Origin of the sequence: Sulfitobacter sp. (genome assembly GCF_036961165.1) — a bacterium.
Classification (GTDB): Bacteria; Pseudomonadota; Alphaproteobacteria; order Rhodobacterales; family Rhodobacteraceae; genus Sulfitobacter.
In genome coordinates this window covers 135781-158646 of the sequence record NZ_JBALVJ010000002.1, presented here as the reverse complement: position 1 = coordinate 158646, position 22866 = coordinate 135781, and the positions used below count along the sequence as shown (strand labels likewise).

Annotated in this window: 20 protein-coding genes; 8 read left to right on the top strand and 12 right to left on the bottom strand. The window is 57.7% G+C overall.

All coding sequences use genetic code 11. From position 1 onward, the window contains the following. Entirely contained in the window at window positions 1-1182 is a 1182-nt protein-coding gene (locus V7730_RS01970) for an MFS transporter (protein ID WP_443070177.1), read from the bottom strand. A 166-nt stretch (window positions 1183-1348) separates the two neighbouring features. Between V7730_RS01970 and zapE the strand changes: the two genes are divergently transcribed. Next, the gene (gene zapE / locus V7730_RS01965) at window positions 1349-2410 is read left to right on the top strand and encodes a cell division protein ZapE (RefSeq protein WP_335745899.1); all 1062 of its coding nucleotides are present in this window, start codon (window positions 1349-1351) and stop codon (window positions 2408-2410) included. A 10-nt stretch (window positions 2411-2420) separates the two neighbouring features. On the opposite strand, the gene V7730_RS01960 is transcribed toward zapE, so the two are convergent. From V7730_RS01960 to V7730_RS01940, 5 genes are all read right to left on the bottom strand, one after another. Continuing rightward, the gene (locus V7730_RS01960) at window positions 2421-2615 is read right to left on the bottom strand and encodes a hypothetical protein (protein WP_335745898.1); all 195 of its coding nucleotides are present in this window, start codon (window positions 2613-2615) and stop codon (window positions 2421-2423) included. A 114-nt stretch (window positions 2616-2729) separates the two neighbouring features. Continuing rightward, entirely contained in the window at window positions 2730-4004 is a 1275-nt protein-coding gene (locus V7730_RS01955) for a bifunctional folylpolyglutamate synthase/dihydrofolate synthase (protein WP_335745897.1), read from the bottom strand. Window positions 4005-4065: 61 nt separating this feature from the next. Next, window positions 4066-5010, bottom strand: coding sequence for an acetyl-CoA carboxylase, carboxyltransferase subunit beta (gene accD / locus V7730_RS01950; protein WP_335745896.1), 945 nt, complete (start codon window positions 5008-5010; stop codon window positions 4066-4068). A gap of 59 nt (window positions 5011-5069) precedes the next feature. Next, window positions 5070-5966 carry a CPBP family intramembrane glutamic endopeptidase gene (locus V7730_RS01945; protein WP_335745895.1) on the bottom strand — a complete coding sequence of 299 codons (897 nt, stop codon included), beginning with the start codon at window positions 5964-5966 and terminating at the stop codon, window positions 5070-5072. Beyond that, on the bottom strand, window positions 5966-9037 hold the full coding sequence (locus V7730_RS01940) for an ABC transporter transmembrane domain-containing protein (protein WP_335745894.1): 3072 nt from the start codon (window positions 9035-9037) through the stop codon (window positions 5966-5968). Before V7730_RS01940 ends, V7730_RS01945 begins: the two co-directional genes overlap by 1 nt. Before the next feature lie 143 nt (window positions 9038-9180). Between V7730_RS01940 and ilvD the strand changes: the two genes are divergently transcribed. The 5 genes from ilvD to V7730_RS01915 all read left to right on the top strand — a co-directional run bounded on the left by ilvD (window position 9181) and on the right by V7730_RS01915 (window position 13371). Further along, entirely contained in the window at window positions 9181-10947 is a 1767-nt protein-coding gene (gene ilvD, locus V7730_RS01935; RefSeq protein WP_335745893.1) for a dihydroxy-acid dehydratase, read from the top strand. Further along, the gene (locus tag V7730_RS01930) at window positions 10928-11533 is read left to right on the top strand and encodes a hypothetical protein (RefSeq protein WP_335745892.1); all 606 of its coding nucleotides are present in this window, start codon (window positions 10928-10930) and stop codon (window positions 11531-11533) included. Before ilvD ends, V7730_RS01930 begins: the two co-directional genes overlap by 20 nt. Before the next feature lie 136 nt (window positions 11534-11669). Continuing rightward, window positions 11670-12443, top strand: a complete 774-nt coding sequence (locus V7730_RS01925; RefSeq protein WP_335745891.1) for a DUF6478 family protein — start codon at window positions 11670-11672, stop codon at window positions 12441-12443. 42 nt (window positions 12444-12485) lie between these two features. Then, the gene (locus V7730_RS01920; RefSeq protein ID WP_335745890.1) at window positions 12486-12860 is read left to right on the top strand and encodes a hypothetical protein; all 375 of its coding nucleotides are present in this window, start codon (window positions 12486-12488) and stop codon (window positions 12858-12860) included. A 73-nt stretch (window positions 12861-12933) separates the two neighbouring features. Beyond that, window positions 12934-13371, top strand: coding sequence for a hypothetical protein (locus tag V7730_RS01915; RefSeq protein ID WP_335745889.1), 438 nt, complete (start codon window positions 12934-12936; stop codon window positions 13369-13371). A gap of 69 nt (window positions 13372-13440) precedes the next feature. On the opposite strand, the gene V7730_RS01910 is transcribed toward V7730_RS01915, so the two are convergent. The 3 genes from V7730_RS01910 to gpmI are packed head-to-tail and all read right to left on the bottom strand — an operon-like array spanning window position 13441 to window position 17421. Continuing rightward, window positions 13441-14775 carry a S41 family peptidase gene (locus tag V7730_RS01910; RefSeq protein ID WP_335745888.1) on the bottom strand — a complete coding sequence of 445 codons (1335 nt, stop codon included), beginning with the start codon at window positions 14773-14775 and terminating at the stop codon, window positions 13441-13443. Window positions 14776-14779: 4 nt separating this feature from the next. After that, complete coding sequence (locus V7730_RS01905; RefSeq protein ID WP_335745887.1) at window positions 14780-15907, bottom strand: murein hydrolase activator EnvC family protein; 1128 nt, start codon at window positions 15905-15907, stop codon at window positions 14780-14782. Beyond that, window positions 15904-17421, bottom strand: a complete 1518-nt coding sequence (gene gpmI, locus V7730_RS01900; RefSeq protein WP_335745886.1) for a 2,3-bisphosphoglycerate-independent phosphoglycerate mutase — start codon at window positions 17419-17421, stop codon at window positions 15904-15906. The genes V7730_RS01905 and gpmI overlap by 4 nt, the downstream gene beginning before the upstream one ends. A 518-nt stretch (window positions 17422-17939) precedes the next feature. On the opposite strand from gpmI, the gene V7730_RS01895 reads away from it, so the two are divergent. Both V7730_RS01895 and polA read left to right on the top strand, forming a co-directional pair. Beyond that, complete coding sequence (locus V7730_RS01895; RefSeq protein ID WP_335745885.1) at window positions 17940-18119, top strand: zinc-finger domain-containing protein; 180 nt, start codon at window positions 17940-17942, stop codon at window positions 18117-18119. Window positions 18120-18202: 83 nt separating this feature from the next. Continuing rightward, a complete protein-coding gene (polA, locus tag V7730_RS01890) occupies window positions 18203-21001 on the top strand; it encodes a DNA polymerase I (protein ID WP_335745884.1) in 2799 nt (932 codons plus the stop codon). Window positions 21002-21158: 157 nt separating this feature from the next. Here the strand turns inward: polA and V7730_RS01885 are convergent, their stop codons facing one another. The 3 genes from V7730_RS01885 to V7730_RS01875 all read right to left on the bottom strand — a co-directional run bounded on the left by V7730_RS01885 (window position 21159) and on the right by V7730_RS01875 (window position 22864). After that, window positions 21159-21386 carry a DUF2798 domain-containing protein gene (locus tag V7730_RS01885; RefSeq protein WP_335745883.1) on the bottom strand — a complete coding sequence of 76 codons (228 nt, stop codon included), beginning with the start codon at window positions 21384-21386 and terminating at the stop codon, window positions 21159-21161. Beyond that, window positions 21383-22138, bottom strand: coding sequence for a hydroxypyruvate isomerase family protein (locus tag V7730_RS01880; RefSeq protein ID WP_335745882.1), 756 nt, complete (start codon window positions 22136-22138; stop codon window positions 21383-21385). The genes V7730_RS01885 and V7730_RS01880 overlap by 4 nt, the downstream gene beginning before the upstream one ends. 141 nt (window positions 22139-22279) lie before the next feature. Beyond that, entirely contained in the window at window positions 22280-22864 is a 585-nt protein-coding gene (locus V7730_RS01875; RefSeq protein ID WP_335745881.1) for a DUF1285 domain-containing protein, read from the bottom strand. Between the last annotated feature and the right edge of the window lie 2 nt (window positions 22865-22866).

The window sequence follows — 22866 nt, the reverse complement described above, 5'->3', positions numbered from 1 at the left end:
TCAGGCAGCCGCAAGGCGCACTGGTTTCTCTCGCACGGGCAAGTGCACAATGGCGCTGAACGCGCCCACGGCGACACCAATCCACCACACGGTCGTGTATGTCCCGTAAGCATCATACATCCGCCCGCCCAACCAGACACCTGCAAAGCTGCCCAACTGGTGGCTGAAAAAGATGATGCCGTACAGCGTGCCCATATAACGCAGCCCGTAGATATGCGCGATCAGGCCTGACGTCAGCGGCACGGTCGCCAACCAAAGTGACCCCATAGCGACGGAAAAGATAATCACGCTTAGCGGTGTGATAGGCAGCATGATGAACACCGCTGCAATAATTGTGCGCCCCGTGTAGATACCCGCCAACAGATATTTCTTGGAGTACCTCTTACCCGCCCAGCCAGCCAGCAGCGTACCGGCCACATTCGCCGCCCCGATCAGGGATATCGCCACGGCGCCGAGCGCCGAGGTCGTGGTGATTCCAATATTGTGCAGCACGCCACCAGCTAAAATCGGGCCGCACATCTCGGTCACGAAGGCAGGAAAGTGAGCGGTGATAAAGGCCAGCTGGTAGCCACACGAAAAGAAGCCCAAAAAGATCAACGTATAGCTGGGGTCTTTGAAGGCGCGCAGCAGGATCGTGCCCATCGCTTCTTCCAGCTCTGCCCGGTCGGCCAGAACCGGCGCGCGCATGAAAGGCAGCGTCAGGATCGTCGACAGGATCGCTGCGGCAAAAACCATGAACACCGACTGCCAGCTCATTATGCCCAGCAACCACTCGGCCAGAGGCGCGCCAAATATCTGGCCCGCGCTCCCTGCCGCCGTGACCACGGCCAGCGCCATCGGGCGGTTGTCATCAGAGGCGGCGCGCGCCACGACCGCCAAGATCACACCAAAGCCTGTGCCCGCGATGCCAAAACCCACCAGCCACGCATAAGTCTGATGCGCGATCGGGGTGTCCGCTCCTGCTGACAGCATTAGGCCCAACGCATAAATCACAGCCCCGATGACGATCGCTTTACGGTCGCCAATCTTCTCTGCCATCGCGCCAAAAATCGGCTGTCCGATCCCCCAGGCAAGGTTCTGTATCGCGATCGCCAGCGAGAATTCGGAACGCAGCCAGCCATACTCTTCAGCGATAGGGATCTGAAACACACCAAAAGAGGCGCGGATTGCAAAGCTCACCATGATAATCACACAGCCCACAATCAGCACGGGCGAGAACAGGGGGGATTTTTCCAAGGCGCTTCTCCGCAAATATCGCGCCAGATTGCGCAGCCCTGAACGCCCCGTCAATGAACCGATTGTATGCACACACTTTTCAACCGCGCCGCTTGGCGATAGGGATTCGCTCATGACAAACCTTAGCACCCTATACGACCAGATGATCACCAAAGGGACCCTGCGCCCTGACCCTGCGCAAGTGGCGGTCCTGCCAGAATTTGACCGCATCCGCGAAGCGTTACTGCAACCTTTGAAAAAGGGGCTGTTCCGCAAAGCGCCGGAGCCGCCTAAGGGGCTGTACCTTTGGGGTGGTGTCGGGCGTGGAAAATCCATGATCATGGATTTGTTCGTGAACACCCTCGACGGCATTCCTGCGCGGCGCGTGCATTTCCACGCCTTCATGCAAGAAATACACAACGCTATGCACGAGGCCCGAAAGACGGGTGTGGATGACGCGATTGCCCCCGTCGCGAAAGCGGTGAGCAGTTCGGTCCGGTTGCTGGCCTTTGATGAGATGCAAATCACCGACATCACGGACGCGATGATTGTGGGACGTCTGTTTCAGGCCCTCTTTGCGGATGGTGTTGTGATTATCACTACGTCAAACCGGATACCGGATGACCTTTATAAGGACGGTCTGAACCGCAACCTCTTTGTCCCGTTTATCGAGCTGATCAAAGAGAAGATGGTAGTGCTTGAGTTGATCAGCCCCACCGATTATCGGCAAGATCGGTTGGCGGGCAGCCCTGTCTATTTCACACCCGTCAACGCGGAAAGTCGCGAGGCGATGGATGCTGTCTGGCGTGATCTGACCGGTGGCGAGGCGGGGCCGCTTACCCTGCGCGTCAAGGGACGTGATGTGGTGATTCCGATGTTCCGCAACGGCGTTGGACGCGCGCGCTTCCATGCGTTGTGCGGACAGCCCCTTGGCGCTGCGGACTATCTCGCCGTTGCCGAGGCTGTCAAAGTTCTGATGCTGGATGACATCCCTGCGTTAGGGCGTAGCAACTTCAATGAGGCGAAGCGTTTTGTCACGCTGATTGATGCGCTCTATGAGGCACGTGTACGGCTGATCTGTTCGGCGGCGGCCAAACCAGAGATGCTGTATATGGAAGGCGAAGGCACATTCGAATTTGAACGCACCGCTTCTCGCTTGCGCGAAATGCAAAGCGAAGACTGGGCCGATATCTAGAGGTACTGACCTAGTCTGTGCTGGTAGTGTCCATGCGCGTCACATCATCGGTGTATGCTTCAGGATGGTAGGGGGCATTTTGGCCCATAAGGCTCCACGCGCCCAGCGCCATGATCCCAATCGCAACACCGCAGGCAATCAGCTGTCGCATAGTTGCTGATTTAGGGGCGGCAGACCCTTGCGGTTTTCCGGTGTTCGAATCCATGTTCGGTCCTCAGATTTTACGGTTGAGCGCGCAGAATACGCCGTCCGATTTGAGACCGTCATAAGAGACGGTATGACCAAGGGTCAACGAATAGCATCGCTTATATAGTACTGCCTATCCATTATACCTCAAGATGTTGCCAACAAGATACAAAGAACCACAAATCAGTACACGCGCTTGCGGGTCCTGCGCGACGATCTCCTTCAGCGCAGAAGCCACGTCCTCAGACTGCGTTGCGGTCATGCCAACGGCTTGTGCGGCTTCGGCTGTGGTTTCTGCCGGCAACGTTGCCGCTTCGCCGGGGATCGACACAGCGCGCAGACCAGCCACATACGGCGCTAGCGGACGCAGATAGCCTTTGATGTCCTTGGTATTGAGCATCCCACAAATCAAATAGGTCGGTACCTTTGGCAACTCTGCCAGCAAAGCAGCAATTGCGTGCCCTGCCGCGGGGTTATGACCACCATCCAACCAAAGCTCTGCCTGACCCGCCGCTTCGACCAAGGGACCAGACCTGAGACGTTGCATCCGAGCCGGCCATTGCGCTTGCGTCACCGCACCTTCGCAGGCCGCAGCGTCAAATCCCAATGCCCGCAACGTGGCAATCGCTCCACCAGCGTTTTGCACCTGATGTAGGCCCGGCAGATTGGGTAGGGGTAGGTCAAGCAGCCCCTGTTCATCTTGATAAACCATCCGCCCCGCTTCGCGATGAACATGCCAGTGCTGGCCGTAGATGCTGAGGGGGGCCATGTTACGGGCGGCAACGGCTTCGATCACTTCAAGCCCTGCCTCTTGTTGTGGGCCGACGATGCAGGGCACGCGACGCTTGATGATGCCCGCCTTTTCGCCCGCAATTTCAGCCAGCGTATCGCCAAGGTATTGCTGGTGATCAAGGTCAACCGGCGTAATCACCGTGGCAACGGGGTATTCGACCACATTGGTCGCGTCCAAACGACCGCCCAATCCGACCTCCAGCAGCGTATAATCCGCAGGCGTCCGAGAGAATGCCAGCAAGGCTGCGCAAGTCGTGATCTCGAAGTAGGTGATGTTTTCGCCACTGTTGGCAGCGTAACATTCATCCAGCACCTCTGTCAGCGCTTCCTCGGTGATGAGCGTGCCTGCCAACCTGATGCGTTCATGAAAGCGCGCAAGATGCGGCGAGGTATAGGCGTGCACGGTCTTGCCCGCAGCCTCCAGCCCGGCCCGGATCATCGCCTGCGTCGAGCCTTTGCCATTGGTGCCCGCGATATGGATAACCGGCGGCAACTTGTCCTGCGGGTTTCCCAAGGCTTCTAGCAGCCGCAGCATCCGGTCCAGAGTGAGGTCGATGATCTTGGGGTGCAGCGCCATCATCCGGTCAAGGATGGCGTCAGAGGACGGGGAGGTCATACGCGGAGATCTCTTATACAAATGGGAAATAAAAGGCCTGTCGCCACCGCAGGCGCCGACGTCATTTTTTAGGCTCAACGATCTTTTCTGCAGTGTCCGCTGGCGACAGCTCATGCGGCACTTCCGCAGGGGCTGGAAGATCGCCACGCACGGCAGGGGGCAGGCCCATCAGCATACGGATGATCGTAATCAGCTCATCACGCATTTGTGGACGCGGAGTTACGCGATCCAGCATGCCGTGCTCCAGCAGGTATTCAGCGCGCTGGAAACCCTCGGGCAGCTTCTCACGGATTGTCTGTTCGATCACGCGCGGCCCAGCAAAACAGATAAGGGCGTTCGGTTCGGCGATATGCACGTCGCCCAGCATTGCGTAGCTTGCAGTGACGCCACCTGTGGTGGGGTGCGTCAACACTACGATGTAGGGAAGGTCCGCTTCCTTGAGCATTTGCACAGCAACGGTTGTGCGCGGCATCTGCATCAGGCTCAGGATACCTTCCTGCATGCGCGCGCCACCCGCGGCGGAAAACAGGACCAGTGGCCGCTTAAGCTTTACCGCCTCTTCCGCCGCCGCGATGATCGCGTTGCCCACATACATGCCCATGGAACCCGCCATAAAGCTGAAGTCTTGCGCACAGGCAACGATGAGCGTGCGCCCGATCTCACCCGTAGCAACGAGCATTGCTTCGGCCTCTTCGGTTTGCTTTTGGGCGGCCCGCAAGCGGTCAGGATATTTTTTCTGATCCCGGAACTGGAGCGGGTCTACCGTGGGCGCAGGCACTTTTACTTCATTAAAGACACCGCCATCAAACAGCGCGGCGAACCGGTTGCGTGGCGAGATGTGCATGTGGTGGCCGCAACTGGTGCAGACGTTCAGATTGTCGCTGACTTCGCGGTGAAACAGCATCGTGCCGCATTCATCGCATTTCGTCCAAAGATTTTCCGGCGTTTCGCGGCGCGAAAAGATCGAGTTGATCCGGGGGCGGACGTAGTTGTTGATCCAGTTCATTTCAGCGCCTCGTTACTTTACGTTTCCCTTCAAATAAGGGCCTCGTGCAGGAATTGCAATCAGCGGCGCAAGGCCAACCGTGCTGCCAGCCAGCTGACGAACATCATTGCGAAATCTACTGGTATCCACGCACGTACGTCTGCCGCGTCATTCATGCCGAAAGGCGTGTGCCACAACGCCAGCCCACCCAAACTGTCAGGCAGCGATGCGATAAGCAGCGCCGAGATGTTATTGAAAAAATGGACTGCCAACGCGGGTCCAAGCGACCCCGCACGCGCCGTCAGATCCGCCATCAGCAGCCCAAACACGCCAGCCCAGACCGTGATCATGACAGCATTCTCACCTGCTTCGGCTGGCTGGTAGTGACCGATCGCAAACAATATCGATGGCAGCACCATCCACACCAGAGGCGAGCGGAACCGCGCGCCAAGCTGCTGTTGGAGGTATCCGCGAAAGAAGATTTCTTCAGCACTGATTTGCACAAATACGGCCACCAGAGACAGGGGCAGTAACGCCATCCACAGGCTCGCCGACATGTTGGAGACCATCGGCGCGCCAAACCCGTAGGGCGGCAGCACCATCAACACCAGTCCCAGCACAACCAATATCCCGAACACACGAAACAACTGCGGTACAGCAAGGATAAGCGGACCAACTACGCTGAGTGCGGCACGGTGATGCAAAAGCTTCACGACAACGAACACGCTGGCCGTGATCAACCCAAAGCTGGCCAGCAAAATATACATGGCAAGTGGTGTACTACCTTCGATCAGCTCTGCCTCGAAGGTAGGGCGGTAACGGGTCAGTTCGAACAGAGCCTGATTAAAGAACAGTGCCAGGAGGATATAGAGGGCAACCATTCCCACGATCCCAACACCCGTGCGCCAGATTTCCGACCGTGGAGCGGCAGCGGCTGTATGAAGAATATGGGCGCGATAATCAGGAAGTGAAAGCATCAGTCATGCCCTTTACGCCCGTCGCGCGGTATCTCTATGCGCGCCTCACGAATGACTTCAGCTGCTCCGGTCAAATGCCCTGCGACGGTCTGCAGCAAGCTGAGCAATACAGTCTTGTCGTTCTCGACAACCGACCGATACTGCTCGGCGCCAAAGCGCAAAAAGCGGGTGTCTTCCAGCGCCTTGAGCGTCATCTGTCGTGGCTCACGCAGGATCACTGCCAAATCACCAATTACACGACCCGGCTCCACTGTCGCGATATGCTGCGCGTTGTTTTCTTTATCCAGATAAATCAGCTCAGCCTTACCTGACAGGCACAGATAGGTCGCATCCGGCGGCTCACCCGAGTTGAAAATCACGGTGCCGGCAGGGGCGTCGTACCATTGTGCGGTAAAGGCCAGAAGACGCTGTGCGCGGGCTTCTAACGTACCAAAAAGCGGGTTGCGTTGGAGCAAGACCAACTTGCGCCGCAGGTCGTCAGATTCGCTATCTGCGCCATCACGGAGCTCGCTATTCTCAACCCCGTCAATACGACCGTGGTTGATTTCCACGTACATGTCATAGCTTTCGGGGGTGCTGAAACTGTCATCCAGAAAGATCAGGGTGGTTTCCGGCATCAGGTCACGCAACCGGTCACGGGTACGCTCCAGATCGCTACCCGCCAACGCTTGGTCAAAGACAAATATATCCGGCCGCTTCAAAGCTGCACGAGTAAAGGCCGCGCGTTCCTGAATAGATTTTGGCAAGTTGGTGCCACCAATCGCTGTTGGCATATCGAATACATTCGTCGCCACTTGCGCACGCAGGTTATGTTTCCGAAGGACATCTGATGCCACATCCATCACCAGATCCGCCTGAATTCCAGCCATCGCAGAGATGCGGCCATAGATCATGTTCTCCAACAGGGTCATGCGCGGCAAATAGTTTTCCGGTGTCATCGGCACGAACAGGTCTTTCGACAGTGCCCGCAGTTCTGCGCCGCGGCTACGGCGGATAGCCAGAATTTCTTCTTTAAAGCTTTCGGGAAAGGCGGGGCCAATCTGCTCTGCCGTGAAGGCGAACGGGACTGTGAGTAACAGCGCGAACTCTTCCTCGCTCAATGCACCATCACCGCGGTTCCGGCGACGGGCGGCGATGTCGACCAATTGCTCATAAAGTTCTTCGTCAATATTGAGCGCGGTAAAAAGCGGATGGTTCGTGCCATCCATGCCGAAGGTCTGGTGCAGCGTTTCGACCAATGTCTGCGAGATCGCGATGCCCTGCTCAGCCAGACCATTCTCGGCGATCATGCCAATGAATGCCTTTTCGGCGACCAGACCTTGTTGGCTGATCTCACGGCGTGGCGCAGCGAACATAAGGTTCCCGCCCAGCGGGATACTCGGATTGAATTTCTCGGGATCAAATCGGTAAATGGCGCGATCGAGGTTGCGCTCTTTAAGAGCCTCAAACACCTCTTCGCGCAGACCAACAATCGCTTGCGCGAGCTCGGCGTGTTTATCGGCATTGATGCGCGCGCCCAACATGCCGCGAATGATCCCTTCGTCCGTATTCAGCACCCGGCTCAGCTCGAACCACCATGCATTCACGTCCTCAAGAGTATCCAATCCGGCCAAGGCAGGGTCAAGCCAATCCGCGCGCAGGCTGTCAAGGCTGTTGCCAGAGCGGCCCGCTTCAATACCTTCGCGGTCGCGATGATCAGGGTCCCACAACACAGTCTTGGGCGACGTGCGCAGAGACATCATTAGGTTGTCCCCAATGGAGCCGTAAAAGAGATAGGGCTGCGCCTGCACATAGCCGATGCGCGCTGCAATCACAGCCTGATGCAAGGTGGCGATGTTGTGCCCGCCCATCGTGACAGTGCCGCGCGTCGGCATCACCTCGCGGGTAAGCAGCTCGGCCAGCGCGCGCCGTTCGGAGACCGACGAGGTCTTGATCGCGACCTGCGCGCCTTTCGGAATATCAAGCGTCAGGTCGTCAAGTACCGGTGTCCCATTTTCGCTGCGCACGAAAACATGCGAGATATTGATGTCGCCTTTTAGGTGCGGAATTTCCTCCGGCGCGCCCGCAAAAAGGTCCTCGTCAATGATCCCTACCGGATCGAAGCGCTCAGTTACCACTTCCCAACGCAGCGCCATGTCCTGCGTCTGGTTGTAATAGGTCAGCAGTTCTTTCCACGGATTGCTAAGGTCTTTGTAAGCAGCCAAAGCAGCAACCAGAGCACCCACGGTGATGTCACCACGGATCGCCAGAATACCGCCCACCAGATAGAAAAAGAACGGCGTCAGTTGTGTGATGAAGTTGTTGAGAAACTTCATGAAGAACTTTTTCTGGTAGATCTTGAAGCGGATATCAAACAGGCGGCCCAACCGCTCGGTGAAACCGGCCAGTCGAAAGCGCCAACCGCCATTGGTCCGCAAATCGGTAATGCCTGCAGCCGTTTCGCCAATATCTGCCGAAAGTAGACGCACTTCCTGAATCCGGTATTTGTTCAGCAGATTGATCTGACGCTGCAGCATCGGGATAATATAGGCCTGCAAAGGGATCAGCGCGATACCAGCCAATCCGAACCAGAACGATTGCAGAAACAAGAAGATCAGAATGATCAACATTTGCCCCGCCTGAAACACTGGTTGAGCAACAAAATCACCCATCAGACCGCCCATAGGCTCGGCCTCTGAGGTGACCATGCTCACCAACTCACCTTGGGACGTGTCCTGAAAATACCGCTTTGGAAAGCGCATCATGCGTGAAATCAAGCTATAACGGAAACGCCGCAGCAGCCGCTCTGCCGTGATGCCCTTCATGGTATTGAGCCGCATCTTGAGCAGCCCGTGCACCAGCACCGCCACAAGATATGCCATGCAAAGACCGGTCAAAAACTGAATCTGGCTCAGCTCGTAGCCATAAAGATCAATTACCGGCCCATCGGCACCGATGGCGTCGTTAATAATCCGCTTGGGCAGTTCCAGCGAGACATAGAGAAACGGGAAGGTGAATAGCGTGAAACCCAGCAATATCAGCTGTTCGCGCTTGGAGTACTTCCAGATAAAGGCAAACAGGCTGCGGTCCATGGGCGGGCTTTCTATCGGGAAGTGCCTTCCTAACCTAGGGCCAGACCCCTCGCAAGACAACGTATGCAGACGATGCAAATGCTTGCAGCAGGGGCGCTGCATGATTATGCCGTTCTGGAACAGATCTTAAGGGAGCGCTGCAGATGCCTAACAACAACCGTTTCGACAAGTCCAAACTGCCCAGCCGCCACGTGACAGAAGGGCCAGCGCGCGCGCCGCACCGCTCCTACTATTACGCGATGGGCATGACAGAAGAAGAAATTCACCAGCCACTGGTGGGTGTTGCCACCTGCTGGAACGAGGCTGCGCCCTGTAATATTTCGCTCAACCGTCAGGCTCAGTCAGTCAAAATAGGCGTCAAAGCCGAACAAGGCACACCGCGCGAATTCACCACCATCACTGTGACTGACGGGATCGCCATGGGCCATGAGGGCATGCGCTCCTCACTCGCGTCCCGCGAAGCGATTGCCGACACGGTTGAACTGACCATGCGCGGCCACTGCTATGACGCGCTTGTGGGTCTGGCAGGTTGTGACAAATCGCTGCCCGGTATGATGATGGCAATGATCCGCCTCAACGTGCCCTCCGTGTTTATGTACGGCGGCTCGATCCTGCCGGGTAGAGCGCCCAAAGGCGCAGATGTGCCTGCGTCCTTTGCAGACCGCGACCTGACAGTTCAGGACATGTTCGAAGCTGTCGGCAACTGGCAGGGCGGCACCATGTCCGAAGCTGCCCTTGATGTGCTCGAGCGTGTAGCCTGCCCGTCAGCGGGTGCGTGTGGTGGCCAGTTCACCGCCAACACAATGGCCTGTGTTTCTGAAGCGATCGGCCTTGCGTTGCCCAACTCCTCCGGCGCGCCAGCCCCGTATGAGAGCCGTGACGAATACGCAATTGCCTCTGGCAAGGCTGTGATGCACCTGATCGAGAAAAACATCCGCGCGCGTGACATCTGCACGCGTCAGGCGTTCGAGAACGCTGCACGCATCGTTGCCTGCACCGGTGGCTCGACCAATGCCGGCCTGCACCTGCCAGCGATGGCGCATGAGGCGGGCATCGAGTTCTTCCTTGAAGACGTCTGCGATATTTTCCGCGACACGCCCCACTTTGTCGACATGAAGCCAGGTGGCGCCTATGTGGCGAAAGATCTTTACGAAGCCGGTGGTGTACCGGTTGTCATGCGCGAACTGCGCAAAGCAGGCCTCATTCACGAAGACTGCATGACCGTGACAGGCTATTCCATGGGTGAAGAGTTGGACAAAATCGCGCGCGAAGCGGACGGCAAGGTGATCCACGCGATCACCGATCCGATCAGCAAGACAGGCGGCGTTGTAGGCCTAAAAGGCAATCTGGCACCTGAAGGCGCGATCGTAAAGATTGCCGGCATGAGCGAGGAAGACATTGTCTTTACCGGCCCCGCGCTGGTGTTCGAATGTGAGCAGGACGCTTTTGCAGCCGTTCAAAACCGCACCTACTCTGAAGGCGATGTGTTCGTGATCCGCAACGAAGGTCCTCGCGGCGGTCCGGGCATGCGCGAAATGTTGGCCACGACTGCGGCACTTTCGGGTCAGGGCATGGGTAAGAAGGTCGCACTCATCACCGATGGTCGCTTCTCTGGCGCGACGCGCGGTTTCTGTGTGGGCCATGTTGGTCCAGAGGCGGCTTTGGGTGGCCCTATCGGCCTGCTCAAGAATGGCGATATGATCACGCTGAACGCGATCACCGGTTCGATCTCCGTCGATCTGACAGACGAAGAACTGGCCGAGCGTGAGGCGGCGTGGGAAGGCCCACGCGAGACCCTCTATGCTTCCGGTGCGCTGTGGAAATATGCACAGCTTGTCGGCCCCACCTATCTTGGCGCGGTAACGCACCCGGGTGCCAAGAAAGAGCGGCATGACTACATGGACATCTAAACATCTCACAGCGCTCTGCTTTGTCGGGGCGCTGGGGGCTTGTGATGTAGTGGACAGCGGCAACACTCTGCTGGCGGGCCTTGCCCCGCCGGCAGACACCGCCCTGCCTGCGGTCCCGCTCAAACAAGCCTTGATGATGCGGGGCAAGGTCACGTTGGTGCCACCGGGTGGCTATTGCATTGATCCCGAAAGCCTGAGCCAAAGCTTTGCGCTTATGGCGCGTTGCGATGCGCTGGGCGCTGCAACTGGCGGCTCTGGCGCGCCTGTAGGTGTCATGACAGTTAGCTTTGCACGCGTTGGCAATGATGTGCAGCTCCCCACGGCGCAGGAATTTGCCGCCGCGGCTGGTTTGGCCGATCCCGAAAACACCCATCGCTATGCAACCGGTGTGATCTTTAGAACCAGCGGCACGCCTCTAGCCGGTGATCTGTCACCACGTCACTGGCGGGCGATTTCGAAGGTCGGCGCCTTCAGCATGGGCGCGGCCCTGTTCGGCCCCGAAGGCCGCCGCGCGGTATCCGAAGAGGGCGCCGAGGTTTTGCAAGAAATGATCCAGCGGACAACAGACAAGACCAACCCGGGTTAGAGACTGTAACCAAGGGCGTTACCGCGCTTGCGTGACACCGCCCATGCATGCCATCCTGCCCACAATGCGCAGGCATTCAGTGAAGTAATACCGTTAAGCGCTATAAAAAGATGCAGTGGGCAACAAGGCAAACATGATGGCCAAAATTGGCGAAAATCTTTTGGATGCCGCTTTTTACAGTCGGGCGATTGCAAAGTGGGCGCGTATCGCGCGCATGGCGCGCTCTGCTGATCTGACCGGCTTGCGGCGACAGCGCCTTCGCGCACGTCAACTCAAGGCCCATCTGGACCAGCTGATCCATATCGCGGATGAGCGTTTGGCCCTCCCCCTCGAAGGCTCCACCAGTTTTCCCAAGCCACATAACGCGGACTGGGCGTGGCGCCCCGAATTATGGCGCGGCCCTTTGCCGAACCCCGGTCTGTCCTCAGTGCAGAATCGTGCGATGCTGGGCAATGAAGTCACCCTGTTTCACGACTGCGAATTCTCCGAGCTCACCTTGCGCCAACTGCGAAACTTGCGCGCGCAGGATTTGGCACCTTACGGGCTGCGGATGGACGTCTTCCGCTTTGACGGCTCGTTTCTTTCCCTCGTTGTGGACATGCCCAGGGAATGTGTCGAAGGGCTCAAGCGAACCCACCTCATCCGGATGGACGTGATCGTCGAGCTGGAAAAAAACATCGAAATTTTCGCACGTCTCAACATCAAGAATGGCCCCAACACCGAGCAGATCGTACGCGAGCTGGACCTGTCGCAAGATCAGGTCGTGGCGGAGTTTGATTTGGCCTATTCCACCCTGAATGAGCGCCGGATTGATGGCGCATGGGTCGATCTGATCTTTGAAGGACCCGAGATGAATCAGGTAGTACTGCGAGACCTAACGTTCTCGCGGCGGCCACGCGCACAGATATAAGACGACAGTTTTCGGTCCGCATGTCGGACCATGGAGGATACGATGACCAAGCTTGTGCTGACCAAAAAAAAAATGCGGCAAGGCGTTTGGGAAGGGTTGCTGACCGGCGCAGCCAAAGGCACGCTTCCAAAGGTTTCCGTCACACATCAGGGCACCGATGTGCCGGATGTTACAGTGGCCGCATTGGAAGGTGATGCTGGGCATGCGCTTCGCATCCCGATCCCGCCAGAGGCTGTGGCAGACGGCATGCAGACGCTTGTGATCGCAGACGCCGACACCGAAGCACAGCTGGGATCAATCACGCTGGTCGCCGGTGAAGCATTGGGCGATGATATGCGTGTTGAAGTGGACCTGCTGCGCGCAGAGCTCGACATGCTCAAACGCGCCTTTCGCCGTCACTGCCTTGAAACAAGTTAGGGTCGCGCTTCTTGCTACGCTTCATGCACTCGTCGCTGTGGGCGCGCTGGCAGCCTAGTCTTGCGACGAACAGGTGATTTCCTGCACCTTGCGCGGCGGCACAAAACATCGTCAGGTCTGTCTGAACGGGTCTGATGCTGTTAACAAATACGGCCCAACTTCTGGCGCGCCGGAACTGGAAATCACCACACCAGTGGGCACGTTAGACTACCTGCCTCGGCCGGGGGTTGGATGCGATATCTGGGAAACAGTGACCTTCGCAAACGGCGCCTTCCGCTATGAAGTCGTATCCGGTTCTTCACGACCGTTCGGAGAGGGCGACGCCGTGCCATCCCCCACCTATGGCAGCATCCACATCACCAGAGACGATGGGGTCATTGCAGACCTGACCTGTGATGCAGACAGTGTCGAATGGGGATATTGCGGAGGGTTTTTCGACGCAAAGACTGCGCTTGGACTGTGTTGGGAAGGTCACCCAACGAAGGCATGGGGACCCTGCCCTAGCGAATAGGGCCCTAGCTGCAAAAAGGGGGCGCTCCTTTAATTGAGCGCCCCCTTTTTAGGTCAATGTATCTTCAGATCACTCTTTCGGAGCGAGTGCGGTCAGACCTTTGAGGATGTCGATGGCATAGGCCAGCTGGTAATCCTCGATCCGCAATTCTGCGGCTTTCTCAGCCTTTTCGCGGTCTGCTTCGATCTGCTTAATCTCGTCTTCGGTCAGGCTGTCATTGTTCAGGCTGCCGCGCAGGTCCGCCTCTGAGCGGCCACGGCGGACCGGTGTTTCTTCTTCGTCGCCGTCAGCAACGCGCGGCGGCTGTGCCACGATGATATCGGGCGAAACACCCAGCGACTGGATCGAACGGCCCGATGGTGTGTAATACCGCGCCGTGGTCAAACGCATCGCGCCTTCCGAGCGCAGCGGCATCACCGTCTGAACAGACCCTTTACCAAAGCTCTTAGTGCCGATGACAATCGCACGGCGGTGGTCCTGCAGGGCACCAGCCACGATCTCGGATGCAGAAGCGGAGCCGCCGTTGATCAGCACAACAATAGGTTTGCCTTCGGCCAAATCACCCAACTTGGCATTGAACCGATCCCCGTCAGAGGCTACGCGACCGCGGGTGCTGACGATTTCGCCTTCGTTCAGGAAGGCATCAGACACTTTGATCGCCTGAGTAAGCAAGCCGCCGGGGTTGTTACGCAGATCGATAACAAAGCCATTAATCTTGTCCATACCGCCTGCGGCTTCGACCTTTTCGGCCAGTTGTTCGGCCATCTTGGGATAGGTTTGGTCGTTGAACGTGCTCAGACGCAGTACAACGCTGTCACCTTCAGTGCGCGAGCGGACGACTGTTAGCTCGATGGTGTCACGCGTGATGGAAACATCAAACGGCTCTGTCTCACCTTCGCGGACCACAGTGATCACGATTTCAGAGCCGACAGGCCCGCGCATCATTTCAACCGCTTCGTCCAGCACCAGACCCAGCAGGCTTTCGCCATTTACATGGGTGATAAAATCGCCGGCCTCAATGCCCGCCTCATCCGCAGGGGTGCCATCAATCGGAGAAACAACTTTGACAAAGCCGTCTTCCTGCGTGACCTCAATGCCCAAGCCGCCGAATTCGCCGCGGGTCTGCTCACGCATTCTTGCCGCGTCTTTGGGCGACAGATAGCTGGAGTGTGGGTCAAGCGATGTCAGCATCCCGTCAATCGCCGCTTCGATCAGGGCCCCGCTGTCAACTTCTTCGACATATTGGGCGCGAATCCGCTCAAAGATGTCCCCGAAGAGGTCCAACTGTTCGTAGACATTGTTGGTTTTCGCCGCTTCCTGCGCTAGCAAAGGGGCTGCGATCTGGGTCGTGGCGATGATCCCCAAGACCGTGCCACCAGCAGCGGCCATCAAAAACTTCTTCATGTATCTATCCATCCTTGTCGGTCCTGAACCAAGATGCGGGATCCTGGGGGACGTTGTCCTGTCTGACTTCTATATAGAGCGTTTCTGAGCGAGCAGCACCAGTGCCATCACCATCTGTTGACAATTCACTGCCAGACTCTACCCCTCCCATCAATCCGATGGGCGTCCCTGCGGCAATAACCTGACCGATTTCGCCGTAAACCGTCTCAAGTCCCGCCAAAACGAACAGTGTGTCAGCGCGCGGCTCAAGTATCATGACATTGCCAAAATCCAATAGAGGCCCCTGATAGCGGATCGTCGCGGCAGTCGGCGATGTGACAATGGCGCGCGGGCGGGTGGCCAATAGCAAACCGGGCCGCACGATACCTGCGGCGTCCGCCTCATTCATGCTGCGTAAAACGATGCTTTGTACCGGCAGGGGCAGAGCACCAATGCGACCCTCGATGTTCACAGGAGTTTCCACGCTGAGATTTTCTTCTGTGACGATCAGAGACAGCCCGGAGGCGAAGCCGTCCAGTGTTTCTGTCGAAGCGATAAGAATCGCGGTCGACACCGGATCTTCGGTAAAGCGTTTGGGCAGGTCAGTGCGTTCTGCCATCGCCTGATTGAGCGCTGTTCGGGCTTCCTGAACAGCGGTGAGGCTGGTCCGCAGGCGTGCTTCAGCGTCGATTTGTAACAGCTGCAACGTCTGCACGTCTTCAAGATCACGGCGCAGCTGGTCTGCGCGCTTGTCCAATGCAGGGGTCAGTTCGGCCAACAACATGCCTGCGCGCGCCGTGCCGGTCGGGCCATCGGGGTGCAAAAACGCGGTCGGGTTGGTTGCCCCCATGCCTTGCAGCACGGCCAGCAGTTGGCCCACTTCGCCATCCCGCGCGGCCAAGCGCGCGCTCAGCTGTGCTTCGCGGATGGCAACCTGCCGCAGCCCTGTGCGAATTGCGGCTAGGCCAGCCTCAAACGCCTGAATCGTCGCCGTCAGTGCCCGTACACGGTCACGCGCACCATCAGCTGCATCCATCTGCTCTGCAGCATCCTCCAGCAACGCGACCGCCGTTCGTGCCTGCGCGGCAGCATCGCCTTGCGCATACGCCGGCGCGGCAAGACCAAGCAATAGAAGAGCGGCACGCAAGATCATAAAAGCAGGTTAACTCCGGTCATCTCGGCAGGCTGATCCAGCCCCATCAATGCCAGCACCGTAGGCGCCAGATCAGCAAGCCTTCCCGTGCGCAAACGAGCGCCCTCAGGCGCGCCGACCACCACAACAGGCACCGGATTCAGCGTATGAGCGGTGTGTGGCCCGCCTGTTTCGGGATCAATCATCATCTCGCAATTGCCGTGATCAGCGGTAACAATCATTGCACCGCCTACTTTTTCCAACGCCTCAACCGCTCTGCCAAGGCCGGCATCTACTGCCTCGCAAGCTACAATGGCCGCGTCGAGATCGCCAGTGTGACCGACCATATCGGGGTTGGCGTAGTTCACCACAATCAGGTCATAACGCGCCTCAATCGCTTTCACGAATTGGTCGGTGACCTGCGCGCAAGACATCTCGGGCTGCAAATCGTATGTCGCGACCTTGGGCGACGGAGGCATCGCGCGGTTTTCGCCGATTTCTGGCTCTTCGGCACCGCCGTTCAAGAAGAAGGTGACATGAGGGTATTTCTCTGTCTCGGCGACGCGGAACTGCCGCAGCCCTTTGGCCGCAACCCACGCGCCCAGTGTATTGATGATCTCTGGCTTGGGATACATCGTAGTCATGTAGGCGGTATGCTGTGAGGAATACTCTGCCATTCCCATCACCGCCGCCCAAGCAACAGCATCGCCACGATCAAACCCGTCAAATTCAGGTGCCGCGACCGCAGCCATAATCTCTCGCGCGCGGTCGGCACGGAAGTTAAGGCAGAAGAACCCGTCACCGTCCTGCCCGCCCTTATAGTCGCCAATAACAGACGCCTTGATAAACTCGTCAAAGATGCCTTCCGCATAGGACGCTTCGACAGCCGCACGGGCGCTATCTGCGACGGCACCACGCCCCTGTGCAATCGCGCTGTATGCTTGTGAAACACGTTCCCACCGATTGTCGCGATCCATCGCATAATAACGGCCCGTTACTGTCACAATCCGCGCTGTCGCTGGCAGTGCTTTCTCTAGAAGCGCCAAATCCGCCAGTACCGACTGCGGGGCCACATCGCGGCCATCGGTCAGCGCATGGATCACCACAGGAATACCCGCAGCATCAAGCGCGCGTACCGCCGCAATCATGTGCGAGATATGGCCGTGCACGCCACCTTCTGACACCAGCCCCATCAAATGGGCTGTCCCGCCGGTTTTCTTCAGCGTTACGATGAAATTCTGCATCGGCGCGTGGATGGCAAAGCTGCCCTCTTCGATAGCCAAGTCAATCTGGCCCAGGTCCATCGCCACCACGCGGCCCGCGCCAATGTTTGTGTGCCCTACCTCGGAATTGCCCATCTGGCCGCGTGGCAAGCCAACGTCGGGACCGAACGTCGTGAGTGTGGCGGCAGGACCCTGCGCCATCAGCCTATCCATGTTCGGTGTATGGGCCAGATGCGGCGCATTGCCTTCAGGGCCTGCACCGATCCCCCAACCGTCAAGAATACACAACACTACTGGTTTCGGGGATGACATGGGCAGTCTGGCTCCGGCACTAATACGTTCTTTGCGCCTTGTACCGACCCTATGGCCGAACGGGAACCACTTTCTGGTTTGACCCGAAATGTCGGTGGAATTCTGCAAGAGCAAGAAGAATGGCCCCCAAGGTTGCTGGCCGAACCAGCGGAGGAGATTAAAACCAACTTGGGAACGCACACATCAATATGATGTCCGCTTGCTCTGACATTTCAACCAAAAGCGTCCTTGTCGGCTCCGATACACCTCCACCTTGGGAATTTAAGGTCGAAGATAATGAAAAAAGATGGCTAAAATTTATCACTCTATGGAAATATGATCACTCTCACGCCCCCGGCATGACAACCCGATTCTGGGCCATCCAGTCAGGAGTCGCGGCCTTAATGGATATGAATCGTGAGAAATCAGGATCAATACACCATTTGGTATATGCAGCCGGTCGCCGCCTCCCCCTTGCCCGCACGCGCTGCATTGGTCATAACAACGCAAAGCTTACTCCCACGCTCGAAGGGCCTGACATGACAGCGAACGCACCTGAAACCCGCATCGTGAATACAAACCGCGTGGCCTGTGATGGCGGCGACGGTGCCTTGGGCCATCCGCGCGTCTGGCTGCAAATCCCCGCCGACAAGGGCTGGGTCGAATGTGGGTATTGCGACTGCAAATTCATCCACGAGGACTTTGTCGGCAAAGTCTGACGCCAAAGGCAGTTCTTGCGCTTCGCCTCTGGTGACCCCGCCTGTGCCGTGGCAAAAGAGGGGCCACCGTATTTAGGGAGCGCATGCACATGGCATTTGGCAAAGGTCACCACCTTCATTTGATCGACGGCTCTGCGTTTATCTTTCGCGCCTATCACGCGCTGCCTCCGCTCACGCGCAAGTCCGACGGGCTGCCCATCGGGGCGGTAGCGGGTTTTTGCAACATGCTGCAACGCTATGTTGAAGGGAACGCAGGCGGTGACGTGACCCATGTCGCTGTGATCTTTGACAAAGGCTCCCACACGTTCCGCAATGACATGTACGACCTATATAAGGCCAACCGCGAGGCGATGCCCGAAGACCTGCGCCCGCAGATGCCGCTGACGCGTGAAGCCACCATCGCGTTCAATATCGCCTGCGAGGAAAAAGAGGGCTATGAGGCCGATGACATCATCGCCACCCTTGCCGTGCAGGCCCGTGAGGCCGGCGGCCGCTGTACGATCATCTCTTCTGACAAGGACCTGATGCAGCTTGTCGGCGGCGGGGTCGAGATGTTCGATGCGATGAAGAACAACACTATCGACCGCGACGGCGTGCACGCCAAGTTTGGCGTTTTCCCTGAACGAGTGGTCGACGTGCAGGCGCTGGCAGGCGATTCGGTGGACAACGTGCCCGGCGCGCCCGGTATCGGAATCAAAACCGCCGCGCTGCTGATCAATGAATATGGCGACCTTGATGCCCTGCTGGAGCGGGCGAGCGAGATCAAACAGCCCAAGCGTCGTCAGACCCTGATCGACAACGCCGATCAAATCCGCCTGTCCCGCCGCTTGGTTCAGCTGGATCAAAAGACGCCGTTGGACTTCACCCTTGATGATCTTGAGGTTCGCGAGCCACAGCCTGAAAAGCTGATGGAGTTCCTCACCAAGATGGAATTCCGCACGCTGACCAAACGCATCGCCGATGCGCTGCATATCGAAGCGCCAGCCATCCCGGAGCCGACGCCAAGCGCGGATGCGCCTGCGCAGATCGAAACCGTGCCCTTTGATCAGGCAACCTACACCATGGTCAGCGACGCGCCGACACTGCAGACTTGGCTGAATAAGATTTACGAGCGCGGCTATGTCGCGGTGGATACCGAAACCACCGGACTTGACGAAATGACTGTCGATCTGGTCGGTATTTCGCTTTGCGTCGAAGCGGGTGAGGCCTGCTATATCCCGCTCATCCACAAGGCCAACCGTGGCGATGACCTGTTTGGCTCTGATGATCTGGCCGAAGGGCAGATGGGGCTGGAAGAAGCCTTGCAGATGTTGACGCCAATGCTTGAGGACCCGTCGATCCTCAAGATCGGTCAGAACATGAAATACGACTCAAAGATTTTTGCGCAGATCGGCATCACCGTGGCGCCCATCGATGACACGATGCTGATGAGCTACGCCATGCACGCCGGCATTCACGGTCACGGTATGGACACGCTGTCCGAGCGTTACCTGAATCATACCCCCATTCCGATCAAACCGCTGCTTGGCTCGGGCAAATCTGCCATTACCTTTGACAAGGTGCCGCTGGATCAGGCCGTGCCCTATGCCGCCGAGGATGCCGACATCACGCTGCGCCTATGGCAGCAGTTCAAGCCCGCCCTGCACCGCGCCCAAACCACCCGCGTCTATGAGACGATGGAGCGTCCGTTGGTTCCCGTACTGGCACAGATGGAGCGTTACGGCGTGAAGGTCGACCGTGACACGCTCAGCCGGATGTCCAACGCTTTCGCGCAGAAGATGGCTGGTCTCGAAGATGAAATCTATACGCTCGTGGGTCGCAAGTTCAACGTAGGCTCCCCAGCGCAAGTGGGCGAAGTCCTATTTGAGGACATGGGCCTTGAGGGCGGCAAGAAGGGTGCGAACGGAAAGTATTCCACCGGAGCCGATATTCTAGAAGACCTCGCAACCGAACATGATTTCCCACGCCGTATCCTTGACTGGCGCCAGCTGAGCAAGCTCAAGTCAACATACACCGATGCGCTGCAAGACCATATCAACAAAGAAACTGGTCGGGTGCATACGTCCTATTCGATCACCGGCGCATCCACTGGCCGTCTTGCATCGACCGATCCGAACCTGCAAAACATTCCGATCCGCAGCGAAGAAGGCCGCCGCATCCGTGAGGCTTTCGTGGCCGAAGAAGGCCGTGTGCTGGTCGCGCTGGACTATTCCCAGATCGAGCTGCGCCTGCTTGCGCATATTGCCGATATTCCCGAGCTGAAGCAGGCGTTCGAAGACGGGCTAGATATCCACGCCATGACCGCCTCAGAAATGTTCGACGTGCCGATGGACCAGATGACGCCGGACATCCGCCGTCAGGCCAAGGCGATCAACTTTGGCGTTATTTACGGTATTTCCGGCTTTGGCCTGGCCCGCAACCTGCGCATCCCGCGCGCCGAGGCGCAGGGGTTCATCGACCGCTACTTTGAGCGGTTCCCCGGCATCCGGACCTACATGGATCAGACCAAAGCTTTCGCCAAAGAACACGGTTATGTGCAAACCTTGTTTGGTCGCAAAATCAACACGCCCGAAATCGCCTCCAAAGGCCCGCGTGCTAGCTTTGCCGCCCGCGCCGCGATCAACGCCCCGATCCAAGGCACCGCCGCCGATGTGATCCGCCGCGCAATGATCCGCATGCCCGCCGCGATCAAAGGCATACCCGCCAAGATGCTGCTGCAAGTCCACGACGAATTGCTGTTCGAAGTCGAAAAAGGCGCTGAAGACGCGCTGATCAAAGCTGCCCGCGATGTGATGGAAAACGCTTCCGAGCCAGTCGTGAAACTGGATGTGAAGCTGAACGTAGATGCAGGCACCGGCGCAAATTGGGCTGAGGCGCACTAGGGCTGCAGACGGAGGTTGAGCGAAAATCTGTCACCAAGATAAAATAGAATTGGCCACTCACATTCGGAGCGGGCCGGCCTCCCGCCGTTACCACTTTGAAACGCGCCTGTTTCGAGGATAAAAGATTCTTTCTAAGATCGGTCTCTGCGGCTAAGCGCTAAGCCGGACGCACCAGCATCGCCACAATGCGTCGCGTCAAAGGCGCGATGACCAGCACGACCGGAAAAGCAACACCCCAGCTAACCAGCCACGCCGATGTCCAAGCAGGAAAGAACGCGTCCGCTGCATCCAGCGCCCAAAATATCGCAATACCGGAAACGATGCTGGACATCAGGCCGGACAGAATAAGGCCGAATACGATCGGCGCAAAACGTGCTGGGATCACAGTAGTTTCATCCAGTCGAGAGTTGTGTTTGTGGACGGGCCGGGTGTGTATTCTCCGCTGACCCAACTGGCATATCCTTCCTCTCGCATTGCCGCGAAAAGCGCTTCGAAGTCAACGCTGCCGCTACCAGGCGGACTTCGATCCGGCGCATCGCCAACTTGTACATGGACAATCAGATCGCGGTATTTCTTGAACACTGCGACAGCATCGCCGTGGATCATTTGCGCGTGGTAGCTGTCAAATTGGAGTCGCAAGTTAGGGGCATCCACGGCGGCAATGATTTCGGCGGCCAGTGCATAGTCATTCAGAAAGTAGTCAGGCTGAGATTGGGGGCACAAAGGTTCCAACGTCAGGGTAATGCCCTCTGGCGCTGCGTTTGTCGCTGACTTCAAGTTATTGATGACCCGCTCTTTTGCCGCTTCACCTTGGGCATTTCCGGTCATCACATGGATCATCGGCACACGCAGTTCCTGCGCATAGCGGCACGCGCGACGCATGTCCGAGGCAAACCGCGCTTCGGGCCCCTCTACCGCAGAATAGCCCCGCTGACCCCCCGTATAGTTGGGCGGCGGCGCATTGATCAGCACCATCTTCAGGCCGCCACGCATCAAGGCACGCTGGGTTTCTTTCGCGGCCACATCATAGGGAAACAGCACTTCAACCCCAGTAAAACCCGCCCTGGCAGCCGCGTCAAAGCGGTCCAAAAACGGAAGCTCGGGCCATAGATGGCTGAGGTTCGCTGCGGCTTTCATTCGGATGCTCCTGCGTAGGAGGTCTTCGTCGGGACCTGATCAAAAAACACCTCACTCTAGCGTGCAGCGTTTGAACAGTCCGGCCCGATAGCCCTAGAAGAGCTGTGATAACAGCAAATAGCTGGCGAAATTGGCGCACGCTTACTCCTCAGCCGGCAGGTCGTCTGACGGGATGATGCCAAAGAATGCACCGCCCGACCAGACACCAAACCAGCCATCGTGATGAACCCCCAGATCGACCAGCCTGTAAAAGCTTTTGCGGTCGATCAGCGCCTCAAGATTGCGACGAATGCGGACGTAGGGCGACGGCTCTCCACTTTGCGGATCGCGGACAAAGCGCAAAGGCGCGTCTGGTCCGGCGACCGAGACATCATCAAGATTGGTGGTGAAGGTCAGCTGTTGCGCGTCCCCCTCGCCCGAGACTTCGAAATCCACAGCAACAAAAGGCGCGTCATCGACACGAATACCCACCTTTTCCACCGGCGTTACAAGGAAGTATTTGTCCTCCTCGCGGATCAGAATTGACGCAAATAACTTGACCAAGCCCTGCCGCCCAATGGGGGTTCCTTCGTAAAACCACGTCCCGTCGCGGCGAATTTCCATGTCGATGTCACCACAAAACGGCGGATTCCATTTCTCGACAGGCGGTAATCCGCGTGATTTGGCCGCTTTTATGGACTCCGCAAGGCTTTGCGCTGAAGGGGTCACAGTTTTTTGTCCGCTCATTG

What these genes read in the sequence shown, in the direction of transcription:
- ilvD (WP_335745893.1), top strand. Translation starts at nt 9,181, where the DNA reads ATGCCTAACAACAACCGTTTCGACAAGTCCAAACTGCCCAGCCGCCAC.
- V7730_RS01930 (WP_335745892.1), top strand. Translation starts at nt 10,928, where the DNA reads ATGACTACATGGACATCTAAACATCTCACAGCGCTCTGCTTTGTCGGG.
- V7730_RS01970 (WP_443070177.1), bottom strand. Translation starts at nt 1,182, where the DNA reads ATGGTGAGCTTTGCAATCCGCGCCTCTTTTGGTGTGTTTCAGATCCCT.
- V7730_RS01895 (WP_335745885.1), top strand. Translation starts at nt 17,940, where the DNA reads ATGACAGCGAACGCACCTGAAACCCGCATCGTGAATACAAACCGCGTG.
- V7730_RS01940 (WP_335745894.1), bottom strand. Translation starts at nt 9,037, where the DNA reads ATGGACCGCAGCCTGTTTGCCTTTATCTGGAAGTACTCCAAGCGCGAA.
- V7730_RS01875 (WP_335745881.1), bottom strand. Translation starts at nt 22,864, where the DNA reads ATGAGCGGACAAAAAACTGTGACCCCTTCAGCGCAAAGCCTTGCGGAG.
- V7730_RS01920 (WP_335745890.1), top strand. Translation starts at nt 12,486, where the DNA reads ATGACCAAGCTTGTGCTGACCAAAAAAAAAATGCGGCAAGGCGTTTGG.
- V7730_RS01945 (WP_335745895.1), bottom strand. Translation starts at nt 5,966, where the DNA reads ATGCTTTCACTTCCTGATTATCGCGCCCATATTCTTCATACAGCCGCT.
- V7730_RS01910 (WP_335745888.1), bottom strand. Translation starts at nt 14,775, where the DNA reads ATGAAGAAGTTTTTGATGGCCGCTGCTGGTGGCACGGTCTTGGGGATC.
- accD (WP_335745896.1), bottom strand. Translation starts at nt 5,010, where the DNA reads ATGAACTGGATCAACAACTACGTCCGCCCCCGGATCAACTCGATCTTT.
- V7730_RS01955 (WP_335745897.1), bottom strand. Translation starts at nt 4,004, where the DNA reads ATGACCTCCCCGTCCTCTGACGCCATCCTTGACCGGATGATGGCGCTG.
- gpmI (WP_335745886.1), bottom strand. Translation starts at nt 17,421, where the DNA reads ATGTCATCCCCGAAACCAGTAGTGTTGTGTATTCTTGACGGTTGGGGG.
- V7730_RS01880 (WP_335745882.1), bottom strand. Translation starts at nt 22,138, where the DNA reads ATGAAAGCCGCAGCGAACCTCAGCCATCTATGGCCCGAGCTTCCGTTT.
- V7730_RS01960 (WP_335745898.1), bottom strand. Translation starts at nt 2,615, where the DNA reads ATGGATTCGAACACCGGAAAACCGCAAGGGTCTGCCGCCCCTAAATCA.
- zapE (WP_335745899.1), top strand. Translation starts at nt 1,349, where the DNA reads ATGACAAACCTTAGCACCCTATACGACCAGATGATCACCAAAGGGACC.
- polA (WP_335745884.1), top strand. Translation starts at nt 18,203, where the DNA reads ATGCACATGGCATTTGGCAAAGGTCACCACCTTCATTTGATCGACGGC.
- V7730_RS01925 (WP_335745891.1), top strand. Translation starts at nt 11,670, where the DNA reads ATGGCCAAAATTGGCGAAAATCTTTTGGATGCCGCTTTTTACAGTCGG.
- V7730_RS01905 (WP_335745887.1), bottom strand. Translation starts at nt 15,907, where the DNA reads ATGATCTTGCGTGCCGCTCTTCTATTGCTTGGTCTTGCCGCGCCGGCG.